The organism is Gillisella terrae (genome assembly GCF_004801395.1).
Taxonomy (GTDB): Bacteria; Pseudomonadota; Alphaproteobacteria; order Rhizobiales; family Rhizobiaceae; genus Allorhizobium; species Allorhizobium terrae.
The window spans coordinates 230,549-253,626 of sequence record NZ_SSOA01000003.1 but is presented as its reverse complement, the minus strand read 5'-3'; the positions used below and the strand labels follow the sequence as shown (position 1 = coordinate 253,626).

The following is a 23,078-nucleotide window of genomic DNA, read 5'->3' as shown; positions in this document are numbered from 1 at the left end:
GTAGAATGCTCGACAATATGAAGCTCAACCAGAAAATTTATGGCGGCTTTGGCATTGTCATCACAATTTTGATGATCATTGCGGGCATATCTGTTTATTCCAACACAACCAGCGGCTCTGATTTTTCGGAGTATCGTCATGCAGCCGGTCTTTCAAACGAGGCTGGAAACATTCAAACCAATATGCTGAATGCGCGCATTGCTTTCTTCAAATACAGGCAGCAGCCGTCTCCTGAAAGCATCGCAGTCTTCAAAACGCAGATGAAAGCAGTTGAGGACATCAGTAAAACATTGACGGCACTGGTAAACGATGGACCAGAAAAATCCGCCGTCGCCAAGCTGGTCGCGCAAATTGAACGTTACGGCAACGGATTTGACGCCGTCACCAAAGCCCAGGTGGAAGAGGATGCATTGGTAAATGCCAGCCTGATCAAGCTGGGGGCCAATATCCTTGGCAATCTTGCCGAGATCAACAGCCACCTGATCGCCGCGAAAGATATTGATGCAAACCTGAAGTTGGGTACGCTTACAGCTTCAATCTATTCAATGCGTCTTTCTGTCACAAAATTCCTCCTCAATAATGATATTAAAGATTTTGAAGCAGGAATGGACAATTCAAAAGCAGCGCGCACAGAAGGCAAAGAGCTTTTATCGACGCTGAAGACTCCAGACGACAAAAAAATACTGGAAGCGACGTTGAAAGACCTCGACAGTTATATTGTTGATCTGGAAAAGGTTAAAACCGTCATTATCAACCGTAATGCTGTGATACGCGATGTAATGAATGTCGTCGGCCCGCAAATGGCTTCGGACGCCGAGGCCTTTAGGCGCGCGCAGCTTGCCAAGCAAGACACGCTCGGGCCGCAGATTGAGAAAGCCATGAGCAACTCGGTCTACACCTCGGAAGCGGCGGCAGTCCTCGCCCTCATTATTGCCATCGCTCTCTCGCTGATCATTGCCCGCAGTATCAACAGTCCCATTGCAAAGCTGACCTCAGCCATGGGGAAACTTGCTGAAAACCAGCTCGACACCGAGGTTCTTGGCATCACGCTCGACAATGAAATTGGCAGCATGGCCAAGGCTGTGAATGTCTTCAAACAAAATGCCATTAAAATTCGCAATCTCGCCCTGCAAGAGGCCGCGTTGCAGGAAGAAAAAGCCGACCTGCAATCCAATATCGCGGGTGTGGTATCGGCTGCGGTGGCCGGTGATTTCACCAAACGCATCACTAAGCATTACGACAACCCCGACCTGGAAGCCTTTGCGCGCAACGTCAACACATTGGTAACATCTGTGGATCAGAGCGTTTCGGAAACCAAGCGCGTGATTTCCGCCCTTTCCGAAGGTGACCTGACGCAGAGCATGGCGGGAACCTACCAAGGCGTGTTTGCCGAGCTGCAAACCCATGTCAATGAAACCATGTCCACTTTGCGAAGCCTGATGCAGCAGGTGCGGCAATCAGCAGACGTTATCAATGGTGGTGCAGATGAAATCCGCCAGGCGTCCAATGATCTGTCACGCCGCACCGAAACCCAGGCCGCATCGCTGGAGCAAACATCGTCAGCGCTTGAAGAAATCACTGTAGCCGTCAAAACATCAACAGAGCGGGCGCAGGAATCAAGCAATATGGTGACCGAGGCACGTCAATATGCCGAAAGCTCCGCCAGTGTTGTCAAGGATGCCACCGCTGCGATGAGCCGTATCGAACAGGCCTCCAGCGAGATCTCCAGCATCATCAGCGTGATCGATGAGATCGCCTTCCAGACCAACCTTCTGGCGCTCAATGCGGGCGTTGAAGCTGCGCGCGCTGGCGAAGCTGGCAAGGGCTTTGCCGTCGTGGCGCAAGAGGTGCGCGAGCTGGCTCAGCGCTCGGCAACCGCCGCCAAAGACATCAAATCCCTGATCACCAAATCCTCCAACGAGGTGGAAACCGGCGTCAAACTGGTGACCAGCACCGGCGAGGCTCTGTGGTCAATCCAGCAAAAAGTAATCGGCATTGCAGCCCAGGTCACCTCCATCGCCACAGCTGCCAACGAGCAATCCACCGGCCTTGGCGAGGTCAGCACAGCTGTGAACCAGATGGATCAGGTCACCCAGCAAAACGCTGCCATGGTTGAAGAGGCCGCTGCCAGCACCTCAAAGCTTGCGGATGAAACGATCAATCTCCTCAATCTGATTTCCCGCTTCAAAATTGATGCCAGCAACCACGGCATGCGCCGGGCGGCCTGAGAACACCATCACAAAAGGCGTTATGATGAAAACGGCGGGGCCTTCAGCTCCGCCGTTTGTGATTCCACACAACGCAACACCATCATGGCTGGCGACTGCATAATTGCTTGAATCGGCATCGATTTAAGCAATGATACCGCAGATTTAAGCGCGACAACATCCTTTGAGCACCATATAGGGCGCTAGGTGCTGTCGCTGATCACGACGAATTTCAATTTACCTTTGCTGCTGGTTCTGTAGAACAAAAAAACACAGACAGACAGGAGTTCAGAGTGTCTTCACTTTCAAACAGCGGTCACAACGCAGGCATCCCCCGTCCTGATCAATCTGGTGGTTCCAACACCAATAGCCAGGGAAGCGAAACATTTGACGTCCATGATGCGGGATGGCGGGAAAAATGGTGGCGCATCGTGGATATGAAGATCGGCGTCATTCCTGTGCCCATCTACATTCTGCTTTTTCTGCTGATCGTCGCCTTCACCCTCACCGGCAAGGTGCCGTCAGACCTGACCATGTCGATCGCGATTTTGTCCTTTGGCGGTTTCTTTTTCATGCAGCTTGGTCGATGGCTGCCATGGCTGGGCCTGATGGGCGGTGCTGCCATCATGTGCTTTGTCGTGCCGTCGGCCATGGTGTTTTATGGCATCATCCCGCCACCTGTTGCTCAAGCCATTGATGTTTTTGTCAAAAGCTCGAACTTTCTCTATCTTTACATCGCAGCCATTATCGTTGGCAGCATTTTGAGCATGGACCGGAGCGTACTGATTGCCGGCTTTTTGAAAATCTTTGTGCCCTTGGCGATCAGTTCCGTGACTGCCATGGTGGTTGGCACCTTGATTGGCATGGCCATGGGCATGACTTTTCAGCACAGCCTGTTTTTCGTCGTTTTGCCAATCATGGCGGGCGGGCTTGGCGAAGGTGCTATCCCCCTCTCCATGGGCTATTCCGGCGTTCTGTCGCAACCGCAGACCGAGATCTTTGCGCAAATCATCCCGGTGGTCATGCTGGGCAGTTTTACCGCTGTTGTCACCTGCGGCCTTCTCAATGTTCTGGGCAAGCGCTATCCCACCCTCACCGGCGAAGGACGCTTGCAGGCTGGCCTGCTGAACGTGGATGTCAACCGCAAAGCCGTGGCCCCTGAACCGATTGATCGCGCCATGATCGCAACGGCGGGCGTCACCATTGTCAGTTTCTATCTGGTTGGTGTTCTGGCTCAAAGATTGTTCGATTTCCCCGCCCCTATCACCATGCTGTTTTTGATTGTCGCGGCAAAGCTCGCTCAACTGATTTCGCCAAGCCTTGAAGATGGTGGCCGGGAGGTCTATGCCTTCTTCTCGCGTATCGTGACATGGCCCCTGCTGTTTGCCATGGGCATTTCCTACACACCATGGCAATCCTTTGTCAGCGCCTTCACGCTTCAAACCGTGGTCACGGTGGTCGCTACCGTATTGACGCTGATTGGCACAGGCTTTGTTTCTGCTCGCCTCGTCAAGATGTTTCCGATTGATGTTGCGGTGGTGGTGGGCTGTCACAGCGGCCAGGGCGGCACTGGTGATATTGCCATTCTCACCGCCGCAAACCGCATGAGCCTGATGCCATTTTCGCAGATTGCCACCCGCATTGGCGGCGCCATCACCGTTACCTGCGCCATTTTGGCATTTCAGCATCTCGTATAGAGTTTGTCAGGGACAAAGTGGAATCCGGCTTCCAAAAGACAAACTCAAAACAATGAATCTTGAGGCTGACAGCCTCACAATAAAGAAGCGGCGGGATGATCCATCCCGCCGCTTCTTTTATCGCTATTATAGCTTGGCCATATATTTGGGCAGTTCCGAGACAGATGGCACCACAATCAATGTCTTGATATCGCCGCGCTTGTAAGCGCTGAGGAATTTCGGATATTGTTCAAACACCACACAGCCACTGGAATCGCCGCGAACGCGCAGCATGAAGGTGTGGGTCAAGAATCCGTCGCGGCCATACATGTTGTTGCCGCCCACTGGGGTCATCCGCAGGGCTTGTACGCCGTGGAAAAGGCTTTCACGCATAGACAAGCGATAGATATTCGGAGGCGTCACGCCACGGTTTTTAATGTGCGCAGAGCGCGGGTTGTCACGATTTTCACCACGCCCCGAATGCGCCCGCAGCTTTTCACCATTTGGCATATATACCGTTGCCGCCGAAATATCATAAACGGCAACACCGCTGCCGCGACCGGGAAGCGAGGCACGTCGACCGAAAATCGATGGGCTGTCATCGCCATCCATCGTGTCTTCCGAGCGGGCATAGGCCATCAGCGTCTTTGGCGCGGTGCGCTCAGGGGCTGGCTTGAGGGGAATGGTTTTGGTTGCCGGCTTGTCGCCTGCCACACTGCGCTCATCCGCCAGAACTTTTACAAACGGATCTTCACGCGGGCGCATGATGGGCGACGGACCCGAGCTTGGCAGCATTGCCACCTGCACGGAGGGGCGTGGCACCTCAGTCGCCATCAACGGGGCCGGTGCTTGCAACTGTGCAGGGAGGGCCTGCGCCAATTTCAATGGTGCTGCATTTTTCAAAATTGCTTCAGCCACCTGCTTGGGTGGCATGGCAGGCGTGGCAGCTTTGGCAGCCGCCAGCGCAATCTGCGCGCCGGTGTCGGTGTTCCAGCGCTCAGCCAATGCTCTCTCGGCAATAGAAACCGCCAAAGCCTGCTCCAGAATGGCACGACCGGCAGAGTCAAGCGGTCGAGATTGTGGCATGGTCAAGCCCATATCCTGACGCTTGCTGGCTTGCTCGTGCCATGTTGGCACGACGCGATTTTGCAGAGCCAGACGGTCATGCTCAGCCAAAACCGGAGCCTTCGGCAGCATTAAACTTGCGCGCAAATCGGATGCCATATCGCGCTCGTAATTGCCGATTTTAGCAACGGACGAAGCGCCTACTCCGTGCAGAGCGCTAAAGGTGATCGCCACACACAGGCTGGCCGCCAAGCCACCGCCAACCAGAGCAGCACCTGACATGAGCCGGGGAATCATATTGGAAACGCCACGCCGGGCACCATAAGATCCCGGAAAAAAATCCATCGCCAACGCCATACTCGCAACTCATTACACTTCACAGCCCGACAAAGGACCGGCGGCTCACATGCCACACCCTTACTCAATACGAACAAGCAACCGCCCGCCTCATCGGCAAACGAGATACATGCGCTTGAGATAAAGGATGAAGAAACTTGGTAACTAAAGTGTTTACAAACTCGTTCATTCTGTCTTGGCCGCCAGCGGTAGGCGTAAAAACGAGCTGAATTTTGACGATTTGTGTTGAAAAAACAAAAGGGCGGCCAAAGCCACCCTTTTACGATCACATTTTATATCGCGAAATGTTTACCAGGATCGGACATCCAGAACCCGGTCTTTATGGGCTGGATGGGTGCTGAAAACAAAAATCCTGTCCAGCTCCTTTTGCGTCAAAAGCCGCAAAAACCGCACCTCAGCCGTATTATTGGCAAAGGTTTTCATCAGCAAACTGCCAACCTTGGTAATGCGCGCATCGGGAATATCCAGATAAAACTGCTGCGGCAGATTGAACTGGGTGAGCAGAGAAATGACCGCACCGCTCAGCGAAATGCGAACCACATCACAACGGCGTGACGCCACATGGGTCATGCCTTTTTCGGTAAATTCGATCCGCGCGGCATTCATTGTGTCTTCCATGCGGAACCGGTTTTCCCGGTCGTACATGAAGGATTCTTCGCGCCGAAGATAGTTTGCCCCACCGCCAACTACAGCCATTTTAGCCACCCCAACCACGTCTGAAAACATGACCTTACGCTAGAAGAGTGAGCTTAACAGAAAATGAGCGCAGAACCCACCATTATTCGGGGGGATGAGTTCTTTACCTGATTGGTTAATGCACTCATAATATCAACAGATCAACGCTTGTAGCTTTGCCCAGCAGCATCGAAGAGGTGCAGCTTGTCAGGCTTTGCGGCAAACCGCAGTCTATCGCCCTTGGAGATGGAGGCGATGCCGGGCAGCTTCACAACAACGGGCTGGTCTTCTATCGGACCGTCGACATAAAGCATCGTGACCTCGCCCAAAGCCTCGACCAGAGAGACCGTGCCTTCGAACAATGACAGCCCATCGGCGGCAATCGTCAAATCCTCCGGCCGCACCCCAAAGCTACAGGCCTTGCCCGCCTCTGCCGCATCCGTGGCAATGGGAACGGAGATCACCGATTTGTCGCGAAGCGCAATCCGGGTGCTGGAACCGCCCTCAACAACGGTGGCTGGCAGGATGTTCATGGCAGGTGAGCCAATAAACTGCGCAACGAAGAGATTGGCCGGACGCTCGTAAAGCTCCAGCGGCGCGCCAACCTGCTCAATACGGCCAGCGGACAAGACCACAATGCGGTCGGCCAGCGTCATGGCCTCCACTTGATCATGGGTGACATAAATCATCGTGGTATCCGCCATTTGCTCACTGAGCTTGGCGATTTCGATGCGGGTGGCAACGCGCAGCGCTGCATCCAGATTGGACAAGGGCTCGTCGAACAAAAACACCTTTGGATCACGGCAGATGGCGCGGCCAATGGCCACGCGCTGGCGCTGACCACCGGAAAGCGCCTTGGGCAGGCGGTCAAGATAGGTTTCAAGCTGGAGAATGCTGGCGGCAGCCCGCACACGCCGATCAATCTCCGTTTTGCTCTCACCCGCAATCCGCATGCCAAAGGCCATATTGTCGTAGACGCTCATGTGCGGATAGAGCGCATAAGATTGGAAGACCATGGCAATGCCGCGCTTGGAGGGCGGCACCTCATTGACGATTTGGCCGTCAATCATCATCTCGCCGCTGGTGATATCCTCAAGACCCGCGATCATTCTGAGCAATGTGGATTTGCCGCAGCCCGAGGGGCCAACGAACACCACAAACTCGCCTTTCTCGATCTCAAGGTTGATGCCATGCAAGACCTTGACCTCGCCATAAGCCTTGCGGATATCTTTCAGAACCAGACTAGCCATGATCCTCCCCCTTCTTCTCTTTGTTTATTTTTGGTTCCGCAGCGCAAAATAGGCACCCCAGCCCGGCAGGCTGACTTTGCCGCCCGTAACGGAGCTTTCGAACCCGTGACCCTCCAACGCCTGCCAGTCTGCTTCTGGCAACGGCAATTCGGCCGCGTCCGGCGAGAGATTGAAGGCGCACAGCACCGTCTGGCCATCCAGCGAGCGGCTGTAAACCAGACCGGTTTCGCTCACCGTATGGAAGGCGATCTCGCCCTTGATCAGCGCAGGCAGCTCCTTTCGAAAGTGCAGAAAGCGGCGGTAATGTTCAAACACGCTGTCGCTCTTGTGCTCCTGGGTGGAGACAGCATGGAGCGTATGTTCCAGCGGAATGGGCAACCATGGCTTTTCGCCAGAGCTGAAGCCTGCGTGATGGGCCAGCGAATCCCACACCATCGGCGTGCGGCAGCCATCGCGGCCCTTGAATTCGGGCCAGAACTGAATGCCATAGGGATCCTGAAGATCTTCATAGGCAATGTCGGCCTCGGTCAGGCCCAGTTCTTCGCCTTGATAGATGCACACCGACCCGCGCTGGGTGAGAAGAATGGAAGCCATCTGCTTGGCAAAGGCTTCGCGGTCAGACACCTCCGCACCCCAGCGGGTCACATGGCGCACCACATCGTGGTTGGAAAACGCCCAGCAGGCCCAGCCCTCTGGTGCGGCCTTCTGAAAGGCCTGTTGCGTATTGGCCACCAGCGCCGGTGTCAAAGGATCGGGGGCGAGAAACTCAAAAGCGTAGCACATCTGCATCTTGTCATGGCCAGACGTGTATTGGCCAACAATCTCCAGACCGTATTGGCCATCCCCAACTTCACCCACGGCAGCGATGGCTGGAAACTCTTCCAGCACAGCGCGGAAGCGCTTCAGAAATTCGAGATTTTCCGGCTGGTTTTTATCATAGATGTGGTCTTGGAAGTTATAGGGGTTCACAGCAGGTGCCGTTGCCGCATTGCGCCGCTCTGGTGCCAAAGGCGGGTTGTCGCGAAACAGCCGGTCATGGAAATAGAAATTGATGGTATCCAGACGGAAACCATCCACACCCCGCTTGAGCCAAAAGCGCACGGCTTCCAGCACGGCATCCTGCACCTGCGGATTGTGCAGGTTTAAATCCGGCTGCGAGGTCAGGAAGTTATGCATGTAATATTGCATGCGCGTGGCATCCCACTGCCAGGCAGAGCCACCAAAAATCGACAGCCAATTGGTGGGCGGCGTGCCATCCGGCTTGGGATCGTGCCAGACATACCAGTCCGATTTGGAATTAAACCGGCTGGAGCGGCTCTCGATAAACCAGGGATGCTGATCGGAGGTATGGGAAATCACCAGATCGATCATCACCTTGATGCCCAAGCGGTGGGCCTCGGCAATCAGGGCATCGAAATCATAGAGCGAGCCGAACATCGGATCGACATCGGTGTAATTGGACACGTCATAACCAAAATCCTTCATCGGCGATGTGAAGAAGGGCGAAATCCAGATGGCGTCCGCACCCAGCGTTGCTACATGCGACAGACGCGCCGTAATGCCCTTCAGATCGCCAATGCCGTCGCCATTCGAATCCTGAAAGGAGCGCGGGTAAATCTGATAGATCACCGCACCACGCCACCAATCCTTTTCAGCGGCAGACACCGGGGAAAAATGTGCATTCATAAACAATCATCCTGTTAGAAGAGACGCATTTCGAGCAAACAGGTTTCAAAATTTTGCTCTCAAAAATGCGACAAACCAAAAGCGCAACATCAACCACCCTTGACGGAACCGGCCAGCAGGCCGCGCACCAGATAGCGTTGCAAGACAAAAAACACCAAAACCGGCACGATGATGGTGATGAAGGCAGAAGCCGTCAGAATTTCCCAATTCCCGCCACGCGAGCCGAGCAGATTGACCAGACGTCCGGTCAACACCAATTCATCATTGCCAGTCCCTAAGAAAACCATGGCAACCAGCAAATCGTTCCATGTCCAGAGAAACTGGAAAATCGAGAAGGACGCCAGCGCCGGATAGGACAGCGGCAACACGATCTTGATGAAGATCTCGAAATCACTGGCACCATCCACCCTGGCCGATTCCATGATTTCGCGCGGCAGGCCCGCAATGTAATTGCGCAGCAGATAGATGGCGAGCGGCAGGCCAAAGCCCATATGCGCCAGCCATATGCCGAGATAAGTCTTTGAAGGCACGCCAAAAAACAAGCCGATGTCGTTATACATTCTGAGTAGCGGGATCAGCGACATTTGCAACGGCACCACCAGCAGGCCGACAATCACCGCCAGCAGCAGGGAGCGACCCGGAAACGGCATCCACGCCAGCGCATAGGCCGCGAAAGCCGCCACCAGAATAGGAATGATGGTGGCCGGAATGGAGACTGTAAGCGAATTGAGAAAGGAACGACCAATGCCTTCTGCCGACAACACCGTGCGGTAATTATCCAGCGTGAAGCGCGGCGGCGTGGTGGCCGTGTAGAAAATACGCTGGCCGCGATTGCCTTCAAATTTTGTCTCGGAGGTGAGGCGAAAATCACCGTTTTTCTCAACCGTCAGCTTTTCGCCATCCTTGAGATCGGCAGTTTCGCCTGCTTTATATTCTTCGGGCTTGAGGCTGCTGGTGCCAAAGCCCGTCACCGTGCCGCCAGCGCCTTCGAGAATATTACCAGCAATGACAAAGAGGTTGCCATCTTGCTTTTGAGCGTCCGCTCCCGGCGCACGATACATGGAATTCTGGCTGGAGCTGGACAGCGCCGTCCACCAGCCGGAGGCGACAATCTGGTTTTTATCGCGCAGCGACGTGACGAGAATACCAAGCGTTGGCAGGGTCCACAGGATCACCAGCAGCAGGACAGAGAGATGAACGGCAATGTTCAGAGGTGAAAGGGCTTTGGTTCTCATATCAGTGGCCCTTCATTTCGCGCCGCGCATTGCGGATGTTCCACACCATGATCGGTACCACCATCAGCATGATGACCACGGCAATCACCGCCCCGCGCCCAAAATCACCACCGCCTCGGAACATCCAGTCAAACATCAGATTGGCCAGAACCTGGCTCTGCCATTGGCCATTGGTCATGGCCAAAACAATGTCGAACACCTTCAACACCAGAATGGTGATGGTGGTCCACACCACGGCAATGGTTCCCCAGATTTGCGGCACTTTGATCTTGATGAAAATCTGCCACGGGTTAGCCCCGTCGATCACCGCCGCTTCCACCGTTTCTTCCGATATACCGCGCAAGGCCGCTGACAACAGCACCATGGCAAAGCCGGTCTGAATCCAGATCAGGATGACCATCAAAAAGAAATTGTTCCAGAACGGCATGGAGATCCACACATGCGGATTGCCACCGAAATAGACCACAATGGCGTTGAGCAAGCCGATCTGGGCGGTGCCTGCGTCGCGGTAATCGTAGACGAATTTCCAGATCACCGATGCGCCAACAAAGGAAATCGCCATCGGCATGAAGATCAGCGACTTGGCAATATTGCCCCACCAGATGCGATCCGTCAGGGCGGCGATGATCAAGCCGAACAGGGTGGAAAAGGTCGGCACCACAATCAACCACAGGATATTGTTGAAGATGGATTCGCGAAATTCGCGATCAGAAAGAAGCCAGCGGTAATTATCCAGCCCGACAAATTCCACGCCATCGCGGCCATGAAAGGAATAGATGATCGAGGCAAACAACGGATAGACGAGATAGACACCCAGCGAGATCAGCGCCGGACCCAAAAATAGCCAGGGCCGCACCAGCGCCGCCACGCGCATATTGCGCGAGGCAACACTCAGATCAGACGCATTGGCTGGAAAAATCCGATCGAGGATCAGGTTTGAGCCAAAGAAATAGACCAGCGCCCCCCCGACGCCGATCAAAATTGTTACCAATGCGCTGAGCAATTGTTCCACAGCCCTCTCCTCCCCGTCCGGTCGTATGCAGCCTGTTTGTTATCGTTGTGCAACAATCAGAACCGCTGCACGAAATTTGCAGCGGTTCCTCGCCGTGGTTTAGTTTTTCAGGCCATCCCAGGCTTTTTGAATGCTTTTGGCAACGTCATCGGCAGATTTGCCACCCGCATAATCGACCATGCCGGTCCAGAAGGCACCGGCCCCAATTTTGCCCGGCATCAAATCGGACGCATCGAAGCGGAACGTGGTGGCGTTAAGCAGGATTTGCCCCTGCTTTTTCATCGGCGCATTGGCATAGTCATCCTGATTGGCACCCTTGAATGGTGTCAGGAAGCTGGATTGCGCCATCCACACTTCGTGGGCAATCGGGGTTTTGAGGAAGTCGATAAAGGCTTTGGCCGCCGGATTTTCCTTGGTGATCATCACCAGCGTGCCTGCGCCTTCAACCGGATTGCCCAGTTCTGGCTTGCTGGCATAATTGGGGGTCGGGAAGAAATCAACATCCTGCCCCACCACCGTGCCTTCCGGGAAGAAGGATGGCACGAACGACGCCTGATGGTGCAGATAGCACTTGGGCGGCGAGGTAAACAGGCCCTTGGGACTGTCGCGGAAGTCGGTTGAAGCCACACCGGCCGTGCCGCCATCAACAAATTTTGGATTGCGCGAGAACCAGCCGTATTCCTCAATGGCTTTCACCACCTTTGGGTCATCAAACTTGATCTCGTTTTTCACCCATTTATCATAGTCAGAGGCGGGATAGAGCCGCAGCATCATATCCTCAACCCAGTCGGTTGCCGGCCAGCCGGTGGCACCGCCAGAACCCAGACCAATGCACCATGGCACGCCGCCGTCGGCGGCAATCTTTTCGGTCAGCGCCTTCAGCTCTTCCATGGTTTTGGGCACTTTATAGCCCGCATCCTCAAAGTTTTCCGGCACGTACCAGATCAGCGACTTCACATCGATCTTGTAGGGGAAAGCATAGATGGCTTCCTTGCCGTCCTTGCCTTTATAGGTTGAGAGATCAACCCAGGACTGGCCAGCGGCATAATTGTCCAAAAGCCATTTTTTGGTATCCGCACTCAGCGGCACCAGCGCACCCTTGGCGGCGAGATCGGCAATCAGACCCGGCTGCGGCAAAATCGCGATATTGGGCGGGCTACCGGCCTGCGTATCAATAACAATCTGCTGCTCATAATTTTCAGAGGAAGAATATTTCACATCGGCACCGGTGGCCTCACGGAAATAATTCAGCACCGATTCAAACAGCGCCTGATCTTCGCCACGCCATGGGCCAAAAATCGTCAGCGTCTGACCTTTCAGAGGATGCGCTTTGGCAAATTCCTCATAGCTGGCCCAATTGAACTTCTTATCCTCACCGGGCTTGAACTTCAAATCAACGGCACCGGCACTGCCTGCCAAAAGGCACGCGGCTGCAACCCCCAACAAAAAACGGGTCTTCATGGAAAGCCTCCCTTGCTTCAATCCTGCACTTTGCTCCCAGCCTGCAACAATCCTACCCTGTCACATTCCAAAGCTTTCAAAGCGCTTTGGGGGCCGATTGTTTCCATAGTTTGCCACTGAGTCAAGCTCTTTTCGCGCGGACGCTAAAATTGTAATCAACGGCCAGCGAATGGGTGGAAAACAGCATTGCGCTGGACAAATGTTCTTTTCGGTTGCACGCCTCAACAGGAATAGTAATCTATTAAAGCGCTTTGGGACGCGCATGGGAGAGTTTACACCGGTGAATCTGAAACAATTGTCGGAGCTGCTGGGCTTGTCGCAGACCACGATCAGCCGCGCCTTGAACGGCTATCCCGAGGTGAATGCGGAAACGCGCGAACGGGTGATAAAGGCCGCAAGCGAGACGGGCTATCGGCCCAGCCGGGCTGCCTTGCGTCTGGCCACCGGCAAGGCTGGCTCGCTGGGTCTGGTTATGCCGGTGTCAGAAGACCGCTTTTCAGATATTCACTTTGCCGAATTTCAAAACGGGCTGGCGCAGGAATGCCTGGCCCATGAATTTCACTTCGTGATCATTCCGGCCCATCCGTCCAAAGAAGAGCAAGCCATCCGCGGCCTTGTGCACAGCGGCGCGGTTGATGCCTATTACATGGCTTATCTGCGGGCCAATGATCCGCGTATCGCCATGGCAAAATCGCTCTCGGTTCCCTTCATCGTCCATGGCCGTTCCTTTGGCGTCGCCGAGGACTATCCCTATCTCGATGTCGACAATGAAGCAGCCTTTGCCCATGCGACAAAAATGCTGCTGGACCTGGGCCATCGCCATTTCGCACTTCTGAATGGACCAAAGGAGTTGGATTTTGCCGTGCGCCGCCAAATGGGTGTCGAGCGGGCACTCAAAAATGCCGGCCTGCATCTGCTACCATCGGCAACCAGCAACACTGTGATGACAGATGAGCATGGCTATCTGGTGATGACCGATCTGTTGCGCCAGCAGCAACCACCAACAGCGATTTTATGCGCCAGTACCGTGCTGGCTTTGGGGGCTGTGCGCGCCATCAATGATGCCGGGCTGGTGGTCGGCGAGGATATTTCCGTCATCGCCCATGACGATGACCTGCCTCTGCTGAAACCTGAACATTTCCGTGTTCCCCTGACCACCACCCGCTCGTCTTTGCGTGATGCCGGTCGGCGCATTGCCGAACGGCTGATTGCCGATCTGACAGCGCCAACCTCTGGCCCTCCCCTTCAGGAGCTCTGGCAGGCTGAACTGGTGGTGCGGGCCTCAACCGGCCCAGCACCAAACAGCGTGTAATTAAAATTTTGGCGGCTGCTTGCCGACACTGCGATAGGCGGTAATCACCGTATTGGCCATCAACATCGCAATGGTCATCGGGCCAACACCGCCGGGAACAGGGCTGATGGCCCCTGCCTTTGGCTCACACTCCGCAAAGGCAACATCGCCCACCAGCTTGTTCTTGCCCTCGCCTTTTTCGGGAGCCGGTACACGATTGATGCCCACATCAATCACCGTTGCCCCGTCCTTGACCCAATCGGCCTTGACCATTTCCGGTCTGCCAACGGCTGCCACCAGAATGTCGGCCTGTCGCGCAAGGACTGGCAAATCGCGGCTGCGGGAATGGGCCATGGTGACTGTGGCATTGGCATTCAGCAAGAGCTGCGCCATCGGCTTGCCAAACAGGTTGGAGCGGCCAATCACCAGCGCATTGAGGCCGGAGAGGTCATCACCATGGATTTGACGCACCAGCAACATCGAGCCTGCCGGTGTGCACGAAATCAACCCGGTTTTGAGATCGCCAGTCGCCAGCTTGCCAGCGTTGACAATATGCAGGCCATCGACATCCTTTTCCGGCAGGATGGACTGGATAATCGCGTCTGAATCGAAATGCTTTGGCAAAGGCAATTGCACCAGAATGCCGTGGATGCTGGCATCATTGTTCAGCTCGGCAATCAGCGACAGCAGCTCTTGCTGCGTGGTTTCTTCTGGCAATGTATGCTGAATGGAGTTGAAACCACATTCCTTGGCCATTTTGCCTTTGGAATTGACGTAAGCGTGACTGGCAGGATCGTCGCCCACAATCACCACTGCAAGGCCAATTTTCTCGCCGGTTTCGCTCACAAACGTCTCGGAGCTCGCCTTGATCGCCTCGATTACCGAAGCCGCCACCTGTTTTCCGTCAATCACCGTCGCCACGTCTGCATTCCCTTTGCTGAAAGCTTCATCGGTCGGCATTATAGCGCCCTGCGTTTTATAAACCGCACAGAATGCGCCGTAATCTTTCATCTGCTGCACAATTTGCGCTATTTAAAGCGCCACGCAGTAGCTACCACCGTCCAAAGCCCATCAAAAGAAAAAACATCGGTGATCAGCGATTTCTTCAATCGCCAGACACCGCAGCTTATCCAGCTTTGCGCCGCCTGAAGCGCAAAACATGTGCAAGAAACACCGGAATGCCGATAATATAACGCCGCCACAGCCGGGTTGGCTCACGGGTCAGCCGATAAAGCCACTCGCATCGCAGCTTGCGCATCCACACAGGTGCGCGCGGCACAGTGCCCGAGACAAAATCAAACAACGCACCCACACCGAAAACCAGCCGGGCGTGGCTCTGATTGATATGCTCGTCGATCCATTTTTCCTGCAATGGTGTGCCCATGGCAACCAGCAGAATATCGAGATCAGCTTCTTTCAGGCGCTCCAGAATGACGGGCAATTCATCGGCATCAAAATAGCCATCGGCCACCGGAATGAACTGGTGCCAAGGCGTATGCTTGCGAAAACTGGCAATTGCACCGGCAAGAACGCCCGGCTTGGCCCCCAAAAGCCCAATCCGGCTTGGCTTCTCCAGATAGGTCAGGAGCGCTGGAATGAAATCCGTTCCATTCAGATTGGCTGCAAAAGCCTCGCCATCCAGCATTTTTGCGGCCAGATCGATGCCAATACCGTCGGCAAGCACAAGATGATGCGAAAGCACCCGAAAATAGGCCTCATCCTCCAGCATGATATTGACATTGTTGGCGTTGAGGAACGACACCTTTGCATGCGCATCACGGGTTGAGGCATATTGCGCCATCAGGCTGAGCGCCGACGCCCACGACAAATCGAAGACATCCACGCCAAACATGTTCTTCTTGCGAGCAAGCTTTTCTGCGGCGGCAATCAGATTCATCGGACTGAACTCATCATCAGAGGGGGATGGCCCAAGACGCAGCAGATTGAGGGACAGATCCTGCCGCACCCGATGAATAAGGCGCGCAGTGTTAACCTGTTCATCAGCATCCAATACGGCAACTGAGTTTTGGTGAATTCTGTTCATATACCTTGGAGAACCAGATTGAAACTGGTTTCAGATTACCATCCAAGGATAAAACCTGATTTAACTCGCGCACTACAATTGCGCATTCCCGCTTAAGGAAAATTTAATCATCGACAGCGCTGTAACGCTTTTAATCTGCTGCGTCATTCTCGCAGGTAGAAAACGGCGCTTCGCAGCGCCGTTTTCTGATAAGTTTATGCTCAATGACCGGATTTTTCGGCCGTTTTCGCGGCAGGATCCTGGCCTTCGACAATTTTCACCGCTGGCTTCAGCTTTGGCTTGCCACCACCATCCTGCGTTTCTGCCTTGGCAAGATAATCCAGTTGCTCAACCAGCACCTCGGCAATCACGCCATCACCCAAATGCTTATTCAGATCGGCCTTGATGGTGTTGCGAAAGCCCTCCACATCCAGTTTGGTTGCCTGGGTCAGATCGACGATTTTGTTATCAACCAAAAGCCGGTACAATTCATCGGTCATCATCGGCGGCAGAGGCAGCTTGATGCTTTCAACTTTTTCCTTTTGAACCATAAAGGAAAAACGACACAGAAAGTACCCTTTGACACTCCCGTCGGAAAAGACGGGTATTGTCACGGCTTCTCCCCGAACCAGTTCCAGTTCAGGCTTTTTGTTCCCGTCATCGGCAGGAGCAGGAGCGGTGGCCAACTGAACCGAAAAATAGACGGCAACCAGCGTGGCAATGCAGGCCCAGACACCCGCGAGGACAATCTTGATCATCAATTTTCCCTGAACAGAAACTGTTCCTGACTGTACGTACCATCGCCGTCAGCCTCTTCCACGGCGTTGCGCAAGATATCGGCAACGGCGCGCACGGCATGCAGATGGGCCTCAACCCGGCGGGCATTCAGCGCCAGCTTCTGCTTGAGGTCATGCATCTGCTCAACATAATTGTCCGCAACTTCCTTTGGATCCGTATCCCGAAACAGCATGGTCAATTCATACAAGCAACGACTTTTGTGGGCATTTGACACTTTAAGGTCGAATTCCGGGTCTGTACCGATCCGCACATTCTCATTATCGACAATCATTTCCAGTCGTCCGAGAACTGTCTTGATCCGGTAATCGTTGGACACATGTTCCATGTAAATTTCGTCCTTGAATCCTTGGAGAAGGCGCAGCACAAAACACGCATCACCAAGATGTTTTTACGTCAAGAGCTATAAGAAGGCTCAATGGCTTGGAAAGGGCTTGGAATTCAGCAGGAACGTCCGGAGATTATCACCTGCTGATACCGGTTTGCAGGCTCAGGCCGTTGTTGATCCAATGCTGGATGCAAACACTTGACCGAATTTATTTTCATTGGCTTTGTCAAAACCAAGCGCTTTGCGCTCGATTTCATCCAGTCGCAGTTGCGAGAGATGCTTGTCAGCGGCACCGGTCGTGACGTTCTGCGCGCCCTTGTTTCTGATTTTTGACAATTCCTCAGCATACATCTGCTTTGCAATGCCAAGACCGCCGCGCTCGGCAATTGTGTTGCCGATTTGCTCAGCCATCATGCTTTTCCAAATCTCACCGGCATTGCCCTTGCCAAAAACCGCCTCGCTGTCTTTGGGCAGCATGCTGGAAATGAAGTTTTGCAAAACGACACCTTCATACTGGCGGTATGGCTTTGGAATATCTTCGGTCTTGATGGCATTGGTCGCACGATTACCGAGGCCCGCATCTGCAGCGGCACTGTTCATGGTGTTCATCGCCACTTCAAAGCCAGCATTTTTTTCATTCAGACGCGAGGCCTGAAGGCTTGCTTTCGCAGATTGAAGCTTTTGCTGCGCCTCGGCCATCGCGGAAGGATCCGCTGCTCGCACAACATCCATAACAAGGTCGCTTGAAGGAGAAATTGCCACCGTATTCGTCCCCTGAAAATCAGATTTTGCCAAAACGCGCCAAAGCATCCATTCGCCTCGGCGAGGTTGATTGGCGCTTTTCATACAGCCCCCGATCCCACATCATGAATCAGAATGGCTATAGGTTAGTGCATTGGGATAACTATCTCTCGTGAACCTTGCTGGAGGCTGGCGTAGCGAACGTCAGATCAATTAAGTCCTGAAGCGTGTTGTCTTGTGCTTCGCGATCTTCATGATCTCTGGCCTCAATCATCTTGTCCTCCAGCCGCTCCGCTTTGGTACGCTGGCGCAAAACGACATTTTCCTGCACGCGCTGAACGTCTGCCATACGCCGATCATCACTGGACAGGCGTGAGAAGCGTTCGGCATAGGATTGTGCAAAGAGCCGATGAACCGGATCCATCGATCCAAGCGCGTCAATCACCCTGTTCAGGCCAGCCGAGATCTCCTGACGCTGGCGGGCAGTATCGGCCAAATCCAGCTCGGCAATTTTTTCCAGATGCCGTTGCACGGCCACCAGTCGTTTCAGTTTTTGAGATTTTTTGGCCGGTCCCATCGCACACCCTCATCAATTGCCAAGCATCATGGGCATGAACGCCAAAGCAAACTGGTGCATCATGGCACCAATCGACCAATAGACCAGCAGCAAACCGCCACCGATCAAATAGGGTGCGGAGATGTAGTAAATCGGAATTTGCGCGGCCAGTTTGTTGACCAGGCCAACCCCGACGTTGAACATCAGACCATAAATAATGAAGGGACTGGTCAGCCGCAGCATGAGCAAATAGGTTTTGGCGATGGTGTCGGTGAGCGTGATCAGCATTTTTTGGGTATTGGGAACCCCGCCCATGGGCATAACATTGTAGCTATCAATCAACACACGAAAAACAACGTGGTGAAAATCCAGGATGAACAACATCATCAGCCCGCAAAAACTGATCATGTTGGTGAGCTGATTTTCGCTCGAATCTTCCAAAACATCTGGTGCAGGCGATCCATTAAAGCCAATCATCATGGTCAAAATGGAACCGGCGAATTGCAGGCCAAGCGAGAAAAAACGCGCAATCAGCCCAAACATCGCACCAATCAGCGCTTCAGTGCCAATCAGGGCGATATAAATAACACCGCCGCCCTGCACCTTGGGATAGACCGTATCCCACAACAAAGGCAGACAGGCCATAGACACGCCCGCCGCGATCAGAAGGCGCACCTGCGGAGGAACGCGCGAAGAGGAAAATCCCGGCAGCGTGATAAAACAAGAACCAATGCGACAAAAGACCAGGAACAGTGCAAGCACTGTTCCTTGTGGGTCTGTGATCATGAAATGGATCCCAGGATCTTGATTTCGATGCCCTTGGCCAGCTCGACGTGAGACAGCACGGGCAAGGTTGCGAAAAGTCGTTCTATAATCATGCGCACATAAGACCGTGTTTCTGGCGACGTGACAAGCACGAAAGGCAGGCCACGATCCATGAACTCGCGAATGACTTTGCTTGCCTGTTCGCTAAACTCCTCAAGCGAGCGCGGGTCAATATCAAATTCGACAACTTCACCCTTATTGTCACGCTTGAGGGCCTGGTGAAACACCATATCCCACTTGCTGCCCAAACGCAGAACCCGCAGCACCCCATTGTCGGTCAAGTCACCGCAAAGCTGCTGCGCCATGCGTACACGCACATGCTCAACAATCTGCTCGGTTTTGCGCACATGCGGCGCAAGCTCGGCCACCGCCTCGAGAATAAGATGAAGATTACGGATAGAAACGCGCTCGGCCAGCAACAGTTTGAGAACGGCCTGAAGACCGGAATAGGACATATGTGACGAGCAGATTTCATCGGCCAGTTTCTTGTATTCAGGATCGAGCCGATCAATCAGGATTTTGACATCCTTATAGGACAGAAGCTGCGGCAGATTGTTGCGAATGACTTCGCTGAGATGGGTCAGAACCACCGATACATTGTCGATCGGATGGAAGCCTTCACGCTTCAGATCTTCCGTAAAGGTTTCCATGATCGATACGGCGGGCATGCCAAAGGCTGGTTCGCGAATTTCATCACCTGGAATCCGCGGCTTACGGCCATTGCCGGTAACCACCAGCACTTCGCCAAGGCGCAGGATATTGGAGGCAATCGTCGTTCCATGAATGCGGATGTGATAGGATTTATCAGGAATGCCGATATCATCGGACACCTTGATTTCCGGCACCACAAAACCGTATTGGCTGGCGAATTTCTTGCGCATCTTGCCAACGCGGAAGGCCAGTTCCTGATGCGAGCCCAGCAGGCGGGTTGATACCAGCTTGCCAAGCGCCAGCTCGATTTCAGAGGTCTTGAGCACGCTCTTGACCGAATCCTTGTCGGCTTCCTTGATCTGGCTAACCTTTTGTTCTTCCATCTGCCGCTTGGCCAGATTGGCAGCTTCCACCTGACGCGGAATATACCAGCTCCCAAAGGCCATGAGGCCGCCCAGAGTAGCAAATGGCAACAAAGGAAGACCCGGAATAACCGCCAGCAAAAACATCAGGCCCGAAGCAACCGTCAACGCCCGAGGGTAGCCGCTGAGCTGGTCGATAACCGCTTCGTCAGCCGAGCCCGCATTGCCACCGCGCGTCACCAGCAAGCCTGCGGCGAGCGATACGATCAGAGCAGGAATTTGCGAAACAAGACCGTCACCCACCGAGAGGCGAACGAAGACGTCTGCGGCTTCGCCAATCGGCATACCATGGCGGAAATAGCCGATAACGATACCACCAAAGATGTTGATGGCCGTGACCAGCAGACCGGCAATCGCATCACCACGGACGAATTTTGACGCACCGTCCATGGCACCGAAGAAAGAGCTTTCCTGCTCCAGTTCTTTACGGCGACGCTGAGCTTCCACTTCGTCGATATTGCCCGCCGACAAATCGGCATCGATGGCCATCTGCTTGCCAGGAATAGCATCAAGGGTAAAGCGCGCGCCAACTTCGGCGATACGGGTGGCACCCTTGGTGATAACGATAAAGTTCACAGTGACCAGAATGGCAAAGACGATCAAACCGATCACAAAATCGCCGGACATGACCAGACTGGCGAAACCGGCAATGACATTACCCGCCGCCCCGTGGCCTTCATGACCATGCGATAGAATCACGCGCGTCGTCGCAATATTGAGCGACAGACGGATCATAGTCGAAATCAGCAAAATGGTCGGGAAAGACGAGAAATCAAGCGGACGCTGGATCCACAAAGACACCATCAGAATCAAGACGGAAAAAGCAATCGAAAATGCCAATCCCATATCGATCAAGAAGGGAGGAATCGGCAAAAAGAGAATGCAGAGGATCGTAACAATACCCAACGCAAAGCCGATATCTCGGCCATTCGATGGTATTTTTAGAGGGATTCCAGTCGTGGGTGCTTGCGCCATATCCTGTTCCGTCTCTTCATGAGAAGGAGGCGGATCAACATTATCCGCCCATACTACGGATAGAGCTATAGAAGAAAGCTTGCGCGAAGATGGTCAGGCACGACAAAAGAAGGCACGGCAAAAGAGGGGCGGCATCAAAAGCCGGTTTGTACCCGTGAAAACACCAGATTGGCAAACAGCGAGATCTGCGCTCCGACAAAGGGAGCCGTAATGCCGATGGTGATCAGGATTGCCAGAATTTTTGGCACAAATGTCAGTGTCATTTCCTGAACCTGAGTCAGGGCCTGAATAAGCGCGACGGTAACACCCACAATCATGGCCGCAAGAACGGCAGGCCCCGAAGCGATCAAGATTGTCCAGACGGCAGTGCGCATAATATCAAGCGCATCAGCTTCATTCATTGACGTCTCTCCTGCGGCATTATCCCGCAAAGGTCATGATAATCATCTACTGCACAGCACGCAACGATGCCTATGACCGATTTCGAGAAACGATATCATCTTCCGGTCGTCTTAACCAGTGTGCCTGAACCCAAATTGGCTTCAGGCCTTGTTGTTGACGGTGGATGAGAGCCGGCAAACGGCAATACATCCATTAAGACCCCTTGGAGATTTTCACACCCGTTTCCAGGTTGATAGAACCGCCAGTTGCCGTGGTCAGCGTCACTGCACCATCGCTCACCTTCGCATCCGAAACAACGCCCGTTGTCGCATTGTCGGAGCTTGTCACGGTCTTGCCAATCATATCGCCAGCCTTTGTCAAAGCATCCGCTTGCAGCATGCTGCGCAACAAAGTGTTGGTTTTGATCGACTGCTCAACTTGCGAAAAGGTTGCAAGCTGTTGGATTTGCGATGTTGCATCCATTGGCTTTGTCGGATCCTGATTTTGCATTTGCGCAACCAGAAGCTTTAGGAAGCTGTTGTAGTTCATCGAAGCGCTGGCCGCGTCGGAGTTTGCCGACGCATTGGCCCAAGGGTTCGTGAAGGTCGCCGTAGAAGCAGTCGCGCTGCCGACAGGGTCTGTGCTTGTTACCGCCATGGTGCAATTTCCCGACGAATCTGCTCGATGGTACCAGGTGTCATTTCCTGATTGTTCAAAATCCGGTCTTCGATTGGATAAAGACCACGAATCGCCTTCAGAGCATCAAAGGCGCGACCCGACGCAACCATGGCATCAATGCGCTTCAATTCGGCCAGAACTTCGTCGTCCTGGAAGCAGGTCAGCAACATCACAATCGACTTGCGGAACATGGAGAGCGTCTGCTCTTTGCCTTCCGGGTTGATCAGAATCATCTGGGCAATGAAGTACAGCTGGCGCAGAGGCGTGTTGGCGTCTTCCGGCTGGAGCACGTGGTTTTCCAAAAGGAATGTCACATCGTTCAGAAACTCAAGGGCAACCTTGCGATCAACGCGCAACACTGCACCGTTGATAAAGATTCTTTCCCCGGATTTCAGCGAGATTCGCAAGGTGCTCTTCATTTAAGTCCATCCCTGATGATGGTTGCCACATCGATAATGCCTTGGTAATTTTCGGACTCCCGCTGTCTGATGCGGTCGCATTCCTTCAATATCCAAAGGGCGATTGAGATAAGATTGGCACGCAATTCCGTGCCAAGCTGATTGTCCGGCTGTTTCAGATCCTCAATAAAGCGGATCCACACACGCCGCGTATAATAGATAGCCTCAATGCTTTCGCGCCCGTAACGTCCGGCATCACGTGCCTGGGCCAGCAGTTCCATCGACCTTTCAAGAACCTGTCGCTCACGCTCTCTGGCGTCGGCGACTCCGTCCTCCATGATCTCATTGTAGGAAAACTGGTACATCTAGATTTCCTTTACTCCTGCCTAT

General features: G+C 53.7%; 22 protein-coding genes. 3 read left to right on the top strand and 19 right to left on the bottom strand.

Features of this window, described 5'->3' with window-relative positions:
* The first annotated feature begins 5 nt into the window (after nucleotides 1-5).
* Both E6C51_RS08425 and E6C51_RS08420 read left to right on the top strand, forming a co-directional pair.
* Nucleotides 6-2,228, top strand: coding sequence for a methyl-accepting chemotaxis protein (locus tag E6C51_RS08425; RefSeq protein WP_190235641.1), 2,223 nt, complete (start codon nucleotides 6-8; stop codon nucleotides 2,226-2,228).
* 272 nt (nucleotides 2,229-2,500) lie between these two features.
* The gene (locus tag E6C51_RS08420; RefSeq protein WP_230987132.1) at nucleotides 2,501-3,904 is read left to right on the top strand and encodes a 2-hydroxycarboxylate transporter family protein; all 1,404 of its coding nucleotides are present in this window, start codon (nucleotides 2,501-2,503) and stop codon (nucleotides 3,902-3,904) included.
* 126 nt (nucleotides 3,905-4,030) lie between these two features.
* On the opposite strand, the gene E6C51_RS08415 is transcribed toward E6C51_RS08420, so the two are convergent.
* From E6C51_RS08415 to E6C51_RS08385, 7 genes are all read right to left on the bottom strand, one after another.
* On the bottom strand, nucleotides 4,031-5,305 hold the full coding sequence (locus E6C51_RS08415; RefSeq protein WP_190235640.1) for a DUF2778 domain-containing protein: 1,275 nt from the start codon (nucleotides 5,303-5,305) through the stop codon (nucleotides 4,031-4,033).
* Between the two features lie 288 nt (nucleotides 5,306-5,593).
* Entirely contained in the window at nucleotides 5,594-5,950 is a 357-nt protein-coding gene (locus E6C51_RS08410; RefSeq protein ID WP_146932715.1) for a hypothetical protein, read from the bottom strand.
* Nucleotides 5,951-6,141: 191 nt separating this feature from the next.
* Nucleotides 6,142-7,230: an ABC transporter ATP-binding protein gene (locus tag E6C51_RS08405; RefSeq protein WP_190235639.1), complete on the bottom strand. Its 1,089-nt coding sequence runs from the start codon at nucleotides 7,228-7,230 to the stop codon at nucleotides 6,142-6,144.
* Between the two features lie 24 nt (nucleotides 7,231-7,254).
* Nucleotides 7,255-8,916 (bottom strand): beta-galactosidase BglA, encoded by a 1,662-nt coding sequence (gene bglA / locus E6C51_RS08400; RefSeq protein ID WP_146931788.1) that lies wholly within the window; start codon nucleotides 8,914-8,916, stop codon nucleotides 7,255-7,257.
* A gap of 89 nt (nucleotides 8,917-9,005) precedes the next feature.
* Nucleotides 9,006-10,151 (bottom strand): carbohydrate ABC transporter permease, encoded by a 1,146-nt coding sequence (locus E6C51_RS08395; protein ID WP_190235638.1) that lies wholly within the window; start codon nucleotides 10,149-10,151, stop codon nucleotides 9,006-9,008.
* A gap of 1 nt (nucleotide 10,152) precedes the next feature.
* A complete protein-coding gene (locus tag E6C51_RS08390) occupies nucleotides 10,153-11,163 on the bottom strand; it encodes a carbohydrate ABC transporter permease (protein ID WP_190235637.1) in 1,011 nt (336 codons plus the stop codon).
* 99 nt (nucleotides 11,164-11,262) lie between these two features.
* Nucleotides 11,263-12,624 carry an ABC transporter substrate-binding protein gene (locus E6C51_RS08385; RefSeq protein ID WP_190235636.1) on the bottom strand — a complete coding sequence of 454 codons (1,362 nt, stop codon included), beginning with the start codon at nucleotides 12,622-12,624 and terminating at the stop codon, nucleotides 11,263-11,265.
* A 280-nt stretch (nucleotides 12,625-12,904) separates the two neighbouring features.
* Here E6C51_RS08385 and E6C51_RS08380 point away from each other — a divergent pair, with 280 nt between their 5' ends.
* Nucleotides 12,905-13,936 carry a LacI family DNA-binding transcriptional regulator gene (locus tag E6C51_RS08380; RefSeq protein ID WP_190235635.1) on the top strand — a complete coding sequence of 344 codons (1,032 nt, stop codon included), beginning with the start codon at nucleotides 12,905-12,907 and terminating at the stop codon, nucleotides 13,934-13,936.
* Here E6C51_RS08380 and folD read toward each other — a convergent pair whose 3' ends face one another.
* From folD to flaF, 12 genes are all read right to left on the bottom strand, one after another.
* On the bottom strand, nucleotides 13,937-14,836 hold the full coding sequence (gene folD / locus E6C51_RS08375; protein ID WP_190235775.1) for a bifunctional methylenetetrahydrofolate dehydrogenase/methenyltetrahydrofolate cyclohydrolase FolD: 900 nt from the start codon (nucleotides 14,834-14,836) through the stop codon (nucleotides 13,937-13,939). It lies immediately after the preceding gene.
* 205 nt (nucleotides 14,837-15,041) lie between these two features.
* Nucleotides 15,042-15,959 carry a WecB/TagA/CpsF family glycosyltransferase gene (locus E6C51_RS08370; protein WP_230987131.1) on the bottom strand — a complete coding sequence of 306 codons (918 nt, stop codon included), beginning with the start codon at nucleotides 15,957-15,959 and terminating at the stop codon, nucleotides 15,042-15,044.
* A gap of 200 nt (nucleotides 15,960-16,159) precedes the next feature.
* Nucleotides 16,160-16,696, bottom strand: coding sequence for a hypothetical protein (locus E6C51_RS08365; RefSeq protein ID WP_190235634.1), 537 nt, complete (start codon nucleotides 16,694-16,696; stop codon nucleotides 16,160-16,162).
* The gene (locus E6C51_RS08360) at nucleotides 16,696-17,061 is read right to left on the bottom strand and encodes a hypothetical protein (protein ID WP_146931801.1); all 366 of its coding nucleotides are present in this window, start codon (nucleotides 17,059-17,061) and stop codon (nucleotides 16,696-16,698) included. Before E6C51_RS08360 ends, E6C51_RS08365 begins: the two co-directional genes overlap by 1 nt.
* Nucleotides 17,062-17,223: 162 nt before the next feature.
* A complete protein-coding gene (locus E6C51_RS08355) occupies nucleotides 17,224-17,793 on the bottom strand; it encodes a rod-binding protein (protein WP_230987128.1) in 570 nt (189 codons plus the stop codon).
* A 172-nt stretch (nucleotides 17,794-17,965) separates the two neighbouring features.
* Nucleotides 17,966-18,379, bottom strand: coding sequence for a hypothetical protein (locus tag E6C51_RS08350; protein WP_146931808.1), 414 nt, complete (start codon nucleotides 18,377-18,379; stop codon nucleotides 17,966-17,968).
* Between the two features lie 12 nt (nucleotides 18,380-18,391).
* A complete protein-coding gene (locus E6C51_RS08345) occupies nucleotides 18,392-19,144 on the bottom strand; it encodes a flagellar biosynthetic protein FliR (protein WP_146931811.1) in 753 nt (250 codons plus the stop codon).
* Nucleotides 19,141-21,231 (bottom strand): flagellar biosynthesis protein FlhA, encoded by a 2,091-nt coding sequence (gene flhA / locus E6C51_RS08340; protein WP_146931814.1) that lies wholly within the window; start codon nucleotides 21,229-21,231, stop codon nucleotides 19,141-19,143. The genes E6C51_RS08345 and flhA overlap by 4 nt, the downstream gene beginning before the upstream one ends.
* Before the next feature lie 134 nt (nucleotides 21,232-21,365).
* Nucleotides 21,366-21,632 carry a flagellar biosynthesis protein FliQ gene (gene fliQ, locus E6C51_RS08335; RefSeq protein WP_146931817.1) on the bottom strand — a complete coding sequence of 89 codons (267 nt, stop codon included), beginning with the start codon at nucleotides 21,630-21,632 and terminating at the stop codon, nucleotides 21,366-21,368.
* 193 nt (nucleotides 21,633-21,825) lie between these two features.
* A complete protein-coding gene (gene flgD / locus E6C51_RS08330; protein WP_190235633.1) occupies nucleotides 21,826-22,269 on the bottom strand; it encodes a flagellar hook assembly protein FlgD in 444 nt (147 codons plus the stop codon).
* Complete coding sequence (flbT, locus tag E6C51_RS08325) at nucleotides 22,260-22,709, bottom strand: flagellar biosynthesis repressor FlbT (protein WP_146931823.1); 450 nt, start codon at nucleotides 22,707-22,709, stop codon at nucleotides 22,260-22,262. Before flbT ends, flgD begins: the two co-directional genes overlap by 10 nt.
* Nucleotides 22,706-23,053, bottom strand: a complete 348-nt coding sequence (flaF, locus tag E6C51_RS08320; RefSeq protein WP_146931826.1) for a flagellar biosynthesis regulator FlaF — start codon at nucleotides 23,051-23,053, stop codon at nucleotides 22,706-22,708. The genes flbT and flaF overlap by 4 nt, the downstream gene beginning before the upstream one ends.
* Nucleotides 23,054-23,078: the final 25 nt, after the last annotated feature.

What these genes read in the sequence shown, in the direction of transcription:
- E6C51_RS08425 (WP_190235641.1), top strand. Translation starts at nt 6, where the DNA reads ATGCTCGACAATATGAAGCTCAACCAGAAAATTTATGGCGGCTTTGGC.
- E6C51_RS08415 (WP_190235640.1), bottom strand. Translation starts at nt 5,305, where the DNA reads ATGGCGTTGGCGATGGATTTTTTTCCGGGATCTTATGGTGCCCGGCGT.
- E6C51_RS08410 (WP_146932715.1), bottom strand. Translation starts at nt 5,950, where the DNA reads ATGTACGACCGGGAAAACCGGTTCCGCATGGAAGACACAATGAATGCC.
- E6C51_RS08405 (WP_190235639.1), bottom strand. Translation starts at nt 7,230, where the DNA reads ATGGCTAGTCTGGTTCTGAAAGATATCCGCAAGGCTTATGGCGAGGTC.
- bglA (WP_146931788.1), bottom strand. Translation starts at nt 8,916, where the DNA reads ATGAATGCACATTTTTCCCCGGTGTCTGCCGCTGAAAAGGATTGGTGG.
- E6C51_RS08395 (WP_190235638.1), bottom strand. Translation starts at nt 10,151, where the DNA reads ATGAGAACCAAAGCCCTTTCACCTCTGAACATTGCCGTTCATCTCTCT.
- E6C51_RS08385 (WP_190235636.1), bottom strand. Translation starts at nt 12,624, where the DNA reads ATGAAGACCCGTTTTTTGTTGGGGGTTGCAGCCGCGTGCCTTTTGGCA.
- E6C51_RS08370 (WP_230987131.1), bottom strand. Translation starts at nt 15,959, where the DNA reads ATGAACAGAATTCACCAAAACTCAGTTGCCGTATTGGATGCTGATGAA.
- E6C51_RS08365 (WP_190235634.1), bottom strand. Translation starts at nt 16,696, where the DNA reads ATGATCAAGATTGTCCTCGCGGGTGTCTGGGCCTGCATTGCCACGCTG.
- E6C51_RS08360 (WP_146931801.1), bottom strand. Translation starts at nt 17,061, where the DNA reads ATGGAACATGTGTCCAACGATTACCGGATCAAGACAGTTCTCGGACGA.
- E6C51_RS08355 (WP_230987128.1), bottom strand. Translation starts at nt 17,793, where the DNA reads ATGGATGTTGTGCGAGCAGCGGATCCTTCCGCGATGGCCGAGGCGCAG.
- E6C51_RS08350 (WP_146931808.1), bottom strand. Translation starts at nt 18,379, where the DNA reads ATGGGACCGGCCAAAAAATCTCAAAAACTGAAACGACTGGTGGCCGTG.
- E6C51_RS08345 (WP_146931811.1), bottom strand. Translation starts at nt 19,144, where the DNA reads ATGATCACAGACCCACAAGGAACAGTGCTTGCACTGTTCCTGGTCTTT.
- flhA (WP_146931814.1), bottom strand. Translation starts at nt 21,231, where the DNA reads ATGGCGCAAGCACCCACGACTGGAATCCCTCTAAAAATACCATCGAAT.
- fliQ (WP_146931817.1), bottom strand. Translation starts at nt 21,632, where the DNA reads ATGAATGAAGCTGATGCGCTTGATATTATGCGCACTGCCGTCTGGACA.
- flgD (WP_190235633.1), bottom strand. Translation starts at nt 22,269, where the DNA reads ATGGCGGTAACAAGCACAGACCCTGTCGGCAGCGCGACTGCTTCTACG.
- flbT (WP_146931823.1), bottom strand. Translation starts at nt 22,709, where the DNA reads ATGAAGAGCACCTTGCGAATCTCGCTGAAATCCGGGGAAAGAATCTTT.
- flaF (WP_146931826.1), bottom strand. Translation starts at nt 23,053, where the DNA reads ATGTACCAGTTTTCCTACAATGAGATCATGGAGGACGGAGTCGCCGAC.